The following is a 5,003-nucleotide window of genomic DNA, read 5'->3' on the forward strand; positions in this document are numbered from 1 at the left end:
ACACGAGATACCCGGATGGCGCGCGCCAGTCCGGCTCTGGGTGCTGCCTGTCAGCGTATGACGGCCGCCGGGCTGGACGTATCAGGCCGCCGACCGGCGCGGAAGGGGCGGGGGGGAGGGCCCTTCCGTGCCAGCGGCGGCCTCGTCACACCAGCGATCATCGCCGGTGACGTTACAAAGCGCGGTGTATAATTGCGCGCGCAGCTCGGCCCGCCGGGCCTCCAGCGCGCGGCGATCCTGCGGGGTCACATCCTCGATGCTGGTCTCGGCCTCGGCCAGCACCTGCGTGATCTCCTCGAACGCTTCTGCCAGATGCGCGAAAACCGGATCAATGGATGCCAGTTCGAAGATTTCCGGCACGGCGGTCGGGAATTCGCCCGCCAGGCCTGCAAAGGAATGAGCCATGTGAGTGTCCCCCAGTTATGCCCAAAATCCAAACGATTGTATTTTGTATAGCATCTCTGGGTTGAAATGTCTTCCCTTATTTCAGATATTTGTGCAGGGCGCTCTGCGCGCCCTACAAATCGCCTTCGGACTTGCCCGATTGCTTCCACAACCAGGCTGTCAGGCCCGCGCCGATCAGCAACAGGCTGGCAAACCCGACCAGGGCGGCAATCGCCAATGCGTCAACACTCAGATTACCCATGCCCGGTCCTCCTGACGGCTTTTCAGGCCGGGGCGTTCAGGATGGCGCTGATCTCGTCTTTCAGGGCCATGCGGTGCTTGCGCAGCTGCGTCTGAAAGACATCGCTGGCGGGCTCGACATTTGTCTCGATACGGTGAATCTGGCGGTTCACTGCGTGATATTCGTCGGCCAGCCGGGCGAAATGACCGTCCGTTTCCTTCAGTGCATGAATGCGGTCTGTCGCGTCCGGGAATTCCTCGGCGAGTTCGTGCGGTGTGTGGGACATATTGGGTCGCTCCCTGATAAGATGTGTCTGGCACTATCAGGTCATGGGGCGCGGCCACGCGGAATCGGGGAAACTACGTATCCTTGTGGTCAGGGGGCTATTTCTCGCCGAACAGGCCGGATTGCTGACCGCCCGGATTCGGCAGGCCGAGGCGTTCATAGGCCAGCGGCGCTGCGACCCGGCCGCGGGGCGTGCGCGCGACATAGCCCTTCTGCATCAGGTAAGGCTCGATCACGTCCTCCACCGCGTCCCGCGCCTCCGACAGGGCCGCCGCCAGCGTCTCCACGCCGACCGGCCCCCCGGCATAGGTTTTCACCAGCGCATGGAGGTAGCGCCGGTCCAGCGCATCAAGGCCGTCTGAATCGATTTCCAGTCGTTTCAGCGCGCTTCTGGCGGAATCCTGAGTGATCGTGCCGCCATCTGCCTCGGCAAAGTCGCGCACTCGGCGCAACAGGCGCAGCGCGATGCGCGGCGTACCGCGCGCGCGACTGGCGATCTCGATGGCGCCATCTTCCGTGATCGGCGCAGTCAGCTTGCGGGCCGCCGCCATGACGATCCGGGCCAGCTCTTCCGGCTCATAGAATTCAAGGCGCAGCGGTATGCCGAACCGGTCGCGCAGCGGCGTGGCGAGCAGGCCGGCCCGGGTCGTCGCGCCCACCAGGGTAAAGGGGGAAAGATCCAGCCGCACAGACCGCGCCGACGGGCCTTCGCCGATAACGATATCGAGGGCGTAATCCTCCATCGCCGGATAGAGGATTTCCTCCACGACCGGAGGCAGGCGGTGGATTTCGTCAATGAAGAGGACGGTATTGGGTTCGAGATTGGTCAGGATCGCCGCGAGGTCACCGGCCTTGGCAATGACTGGGCCGGAGGTCGCGCGGAAGCCGACGCCCATTTCGCGGGCGAGAATTTGCGCCAGCGTCGTCTTGCCAAGCCCCGGCGGGCCGAACAGCAGGACATGGTCCAGCGCCTCTTCGCGCTTGCGGGCCGCATCGACATAGACTTTGAGGTTCGATTTTGCCTTGCGCTGGCCGACATAATCCTCAAACGCCTGCGGCCGCAGCGCGCGGTCCAGCGCATCGCCGCCTTGGGCATTGGGGTCTGAGAGTTCGCCCTCGCGGCTCATCGCGCCAGTTCCTTCAGCGCCGCCTTGATCAGAGTGCTGACATCGCTATCGCCGGCATCTTTCGCAGCGCTGGCCACGGCGCGGGCGGCATCTGATTGGGCATAGCCGAGGTTTGCAAGCGCCGAGATCGCCTCGCTCCGCACGCCAGTCGTGGCGGCGACGGGCGCACTGGCAAGGCCAGCGACCTGGGCGGTTTCGAACTTGCCAAACCGGCCCATCGGCGGTGGCTTGCCAGCCAGTTCGCCGGTGATGCGTTCCGCGAGCTTTTTGCCGACGCCCTTCGCCCGAGTCAGGACCGAAGCATCGCCGAGCGCAATCGCGTCCATCAATTCTGCCGGTGTGATTGCGTCAAGGATGGCCATTGCGGCCTTGCCGGCCACACCATGCACATCCTGAAGACGAACGAACCAGGCGCGTTCCTCGTCAGAGCCGAAGGCGTAGAGTGTGATCGCCGCTTCGCTGACCTTGGTCTCGACATGCAGGACACTGGTCTCGCCGACATGCACCCTGGACAAGAGCCGCGTGCCGGCCATGCAGACATAGCCGACGCCATTGACGTCAATCAGGATGTTGTCCGTGCCGAGCGCGGCAACGGTTCCGGTCAGCCTGCCAATGATCATGCGGCGCCTCGTTTCAATTCCAGCGGCAAATGGTGCGCGGTACAGATTGCGCAGGCGAGCGCATCAGCCGAGTCCGATTTCATGTCTCCGGCGCGGGGCAGGAGGCGTTTAACCATGAAGGCCACTTGGTCTTTGTCCGCTGTGCCCGTCCCGACAATGGCCAGCTTGATCTTGCGTGGGGCGAATTCGGCGACAGGAATACCGGCCATGGAAAGCGCCGCCATGGCCGCGCCGCGCGCTTGGCCGAGTTTCAGCGCCGAGCGGGGATTGGCATTGACCAGCGTTTCTTCAACGCCTGAGGCATGTGGTCCGTAATGCCGGGCCAGTTCTCCGACCGCCTCGAAGATGCCGCCGAGCCGTTCCGACATGGCGAGACTGGTGTCTACCGAGATCACGCCATGCGCAATATGAGCCAGCCGGGCGCCGGTCTGCTCGATGACACCCCAGCCAGTATGGCGGAGGCCGGGGTCGATGCCGAGAATGCGAATCGTGGCTGTCATTAACCCATCCTATCAGCGGGATGGGTTAATGACACCTTGCATTTTCTCTATTTGTTCACATCGACTGCAGCGGGACCCTATTCGGTTTCCCGTGGCACCAGTACCGAGTCGATGATGTGTACGACCCCATTGCCGCCCTCGACATCAGTTTCGAGAATGCTGGCCTGATTGATCATCAGTTTGCCGCCGCCCATGTCGCGGACCGAAAGGTCGAGGCCGTTCAGACTGGCTGTTGGTACGCCTTCATCTGCGGGGGGCACATTGGAGGCGCGCACGGATCCTTCGACGATATGGTATTCTAGCACGCGGACGAGCTTGTCGGCATTGTCTGGCTTCAGATAGTCTTCCAGCTGGCCAGTGGGCAGCGCATCGAATGCCTCATTGGTCGGCGCGAAGATGGTGTATGGGCCGCCGGTGGCGAGGGTTTCGTCAAGACTTGCGGCTTCAATGGCACCATAGAGTGTCGACAGGCGCGGATCAGCGGCGATCGTGTCCAACACGTTCGGACCGGAGATGACCATCTGGTCGCGATCCATTGTGTCGGCATAGATTTCCTCTTCGCCCGCATCCGGGGAAGGGGTAATGTCGACATCATCCGCATAGGGCTGGACAGGGTCTTGCGGTAGTGTGCGCGTGTCTGAAGACTCGCCGGAACAGGCAGCCAGGAATAGTGCGGACGCAACGGGAATGAGTAAGTGGCGTTTCATGAGCGGGGATCCTTTCCTCCGGCAGGCAATGATCAGGTAACGCGCGCCTTCGGGTTTGGTTCAGCGGCACCGAGCAAAATTTATCTCTCAATGGGCGCTATCTGTGGCGGGACGAGGGCGACCCATTGTCCAATTCACGACGCCGCGTACGGAGGGGTTCGGCGCGCACCAGATTTCGCCGGTCGCGGTGATTACCGTGACCCATATGAGGTTGTGCTCCTGGCCGTAGTCAATAACGCCAATGGCGAAGCCGTCGCCCCGGTCCGTGACGGTCAGCGGGATAGGTGGATTGAGCTGGGTGAACATGTCCTGTGGCTTTCTGTGGGAGAGAGCCGGTAGAACGCCGGAAATTTGAGAAGGTTGCGCGCGCATCTGCTGCGAAAACAAATTCACGTCTGCTGTGCCATGTGTGGTGCATCGCTTTTTGCAATTATTCCGTTTCGAAACAATGTCTGCAAGTGGGCGATGACCTCCGCTTGCGGAGGGGCATCGGCGCTTTGCGTTCCAGCGATGATGTCAGGGATCGAAAACCCCGCCGGTTCAGAGGATAGGCGACGAAGGATGGGCGCGAAGTTCGCGGGGAAGTCCAGCAGACCATTGTCGCACGGCAGGCTCACCCGACCGCCGGATGCGATGAAGCGCAGCGGCGGCATCACCACAAGAAACCTGTCCGTCGCCGACGCGGCTGGCAGGGGCAATACCGGATCGGGTTGCCATCCGGTATAGGGTCCTTGCGTCAGTGATGTCAGCCAGGGAGTGCTCATCGATTCCGGCTCGGCCAGCGTTTCACTCACCAGGGTTTGAAATTCGGCAAGGCGGTCGCGCATATAGTCTGACACCGTGTCAGGAAGGTTCCCGTGCGCGTCATCCAATGTGACGGGAGGTCCTCCGCGCCAGCTGTCGTGAGACGCCGCGAACTCCTGGAGCAGGGGGGCCAATTGGTCGAACAGGTTTCGGGGGGCAAAATAGAGGTTCAGCGCGAGCGAATACCCGACGCCGCGGGCGGCGTGCCACGCGCCGGCTGGAAGGCACAGAAGGTCGCCGGGGTTCAGCTCGACTTCCTGAAACGCCATATCGTCCGGCAGGGTCCCGACATCAATGTCGGCGGGCTCAGCGCGACCTTCGAAATAGGTCGCATT

General features: G+C 62.3%; 8 protein-coding genes and 1 pseudogene. All 9 read right to left on the reverse strand.

Going from position 1 to position 5,003, the window contains the following annotated elements; translation table 11 throughout:
• Positions 1 to 81 precede the first annotated feature (81 nt).
• Positions 82 to 405, reverse strand: coding sequence for a hypothetical protein (locus B4F73_RS15695; RefSeq protein WP_290480593.1), 324 nt, complete (start codon positions 403 to 405; stop codon positions 82 to 84).
• A gap of 112 nt (positions 406 to 517) precedes the next feature.
• Entirely contained in the window at positions 518 to 646 is a 129-nt protein-coding gene (locus tag B4F73_RS15700) for a hypothetical protein (protein WP_255342028.1), read from the reverse strand.
• 22 nt (positions 647 to 668) lie between these two features.
• Positions 669 to 911, reverse strand: a complete 243-nt coding sequence (locus B4F73_RS15705; RefSeq protein WP_290480592.1) for a YdcH family protein — start codon at positions 909 to 911, stop codon at positions 669 to 671.
• A gap of 97 nt (positions 912 to 1,008) precedes the next feature.
• Entirely contained in the window at positions 1,009 to 2,037 is a 1,029-nt protein-coding gene (gene ruvB / locus B4F73_RS15710) for a Holliday junction branch migration DNA helicase RuvB (protein WP_290483733.1), read from the reverse strand.
• Complete coding sequence (ruvA, locus tag B4F73_RS15715) at positions 2,034 to 2,657, reverse strand: Holliday junction branch migration protein RuvA (protein ID WP_290483734.1); 624 nt, start codon at positions 2,655 to 2,657, stop codon at positions 2,034 to 2,036. Before ruvA ends, ruvB begins: the two co-directional genes overlap by 4 nt.
• A complete protein-coding gene (gene ruvC / locus B4F73_RS15720) occupies positions 2,654 to 3,157 on the reverse strand; it encodes a crossover junction endodeoxyribonuclease RuvC (RefSeq protein WP_206991964.1) in 504 nt (167 codons plus the stop codon). Before ruvC ends, ruvA begins: the two co-directional genes overlap by 4 nt.
• 77 nt (positions 3,158 to 3,234) lie before the next feature.
• Positions 3,235 to 3,864 (reverse strand): fasciclin domain-containing protein, encoded by a 630-nt coding sequence (locus B4F73_RS15725; RefSeq protein WP_290483735.1) that lies wholly within the window; start codon positions 3,862 to 3,864, stop codon positions 3,235 to 3,237.
• A gap of 87 nt (positions 3,865 to 3,951) precedes the next feature.
• Positions 3,952 to 4,170, reverse strand: coding sequence for a hypothetical protein (locus tag B4F73_RS15730; RefSeq protein WP_206991966.1), 219 nt, complete (start codon positions 4,168 to 4,170; stop codon positions 3,952 to 3,954).
• Positions 4,171 to 4,253: 83 nt separating this feature from the next.
• Positions 4,254 to 5,003 (reverse strand): annotated as a pseudogene (locus B4F73_RS15735) (cupin domain-containing protein); the annotation flags it as partial.

This window comes from Hyphomonas sp. UBA3601 (genome assembly GCF_002375605.1).
Lineage (GTDB): Bacteria > Pseudomonadota > Alphaproteobacteria > Caulobacterales > Hyphomonadaceae > Hyphomonas.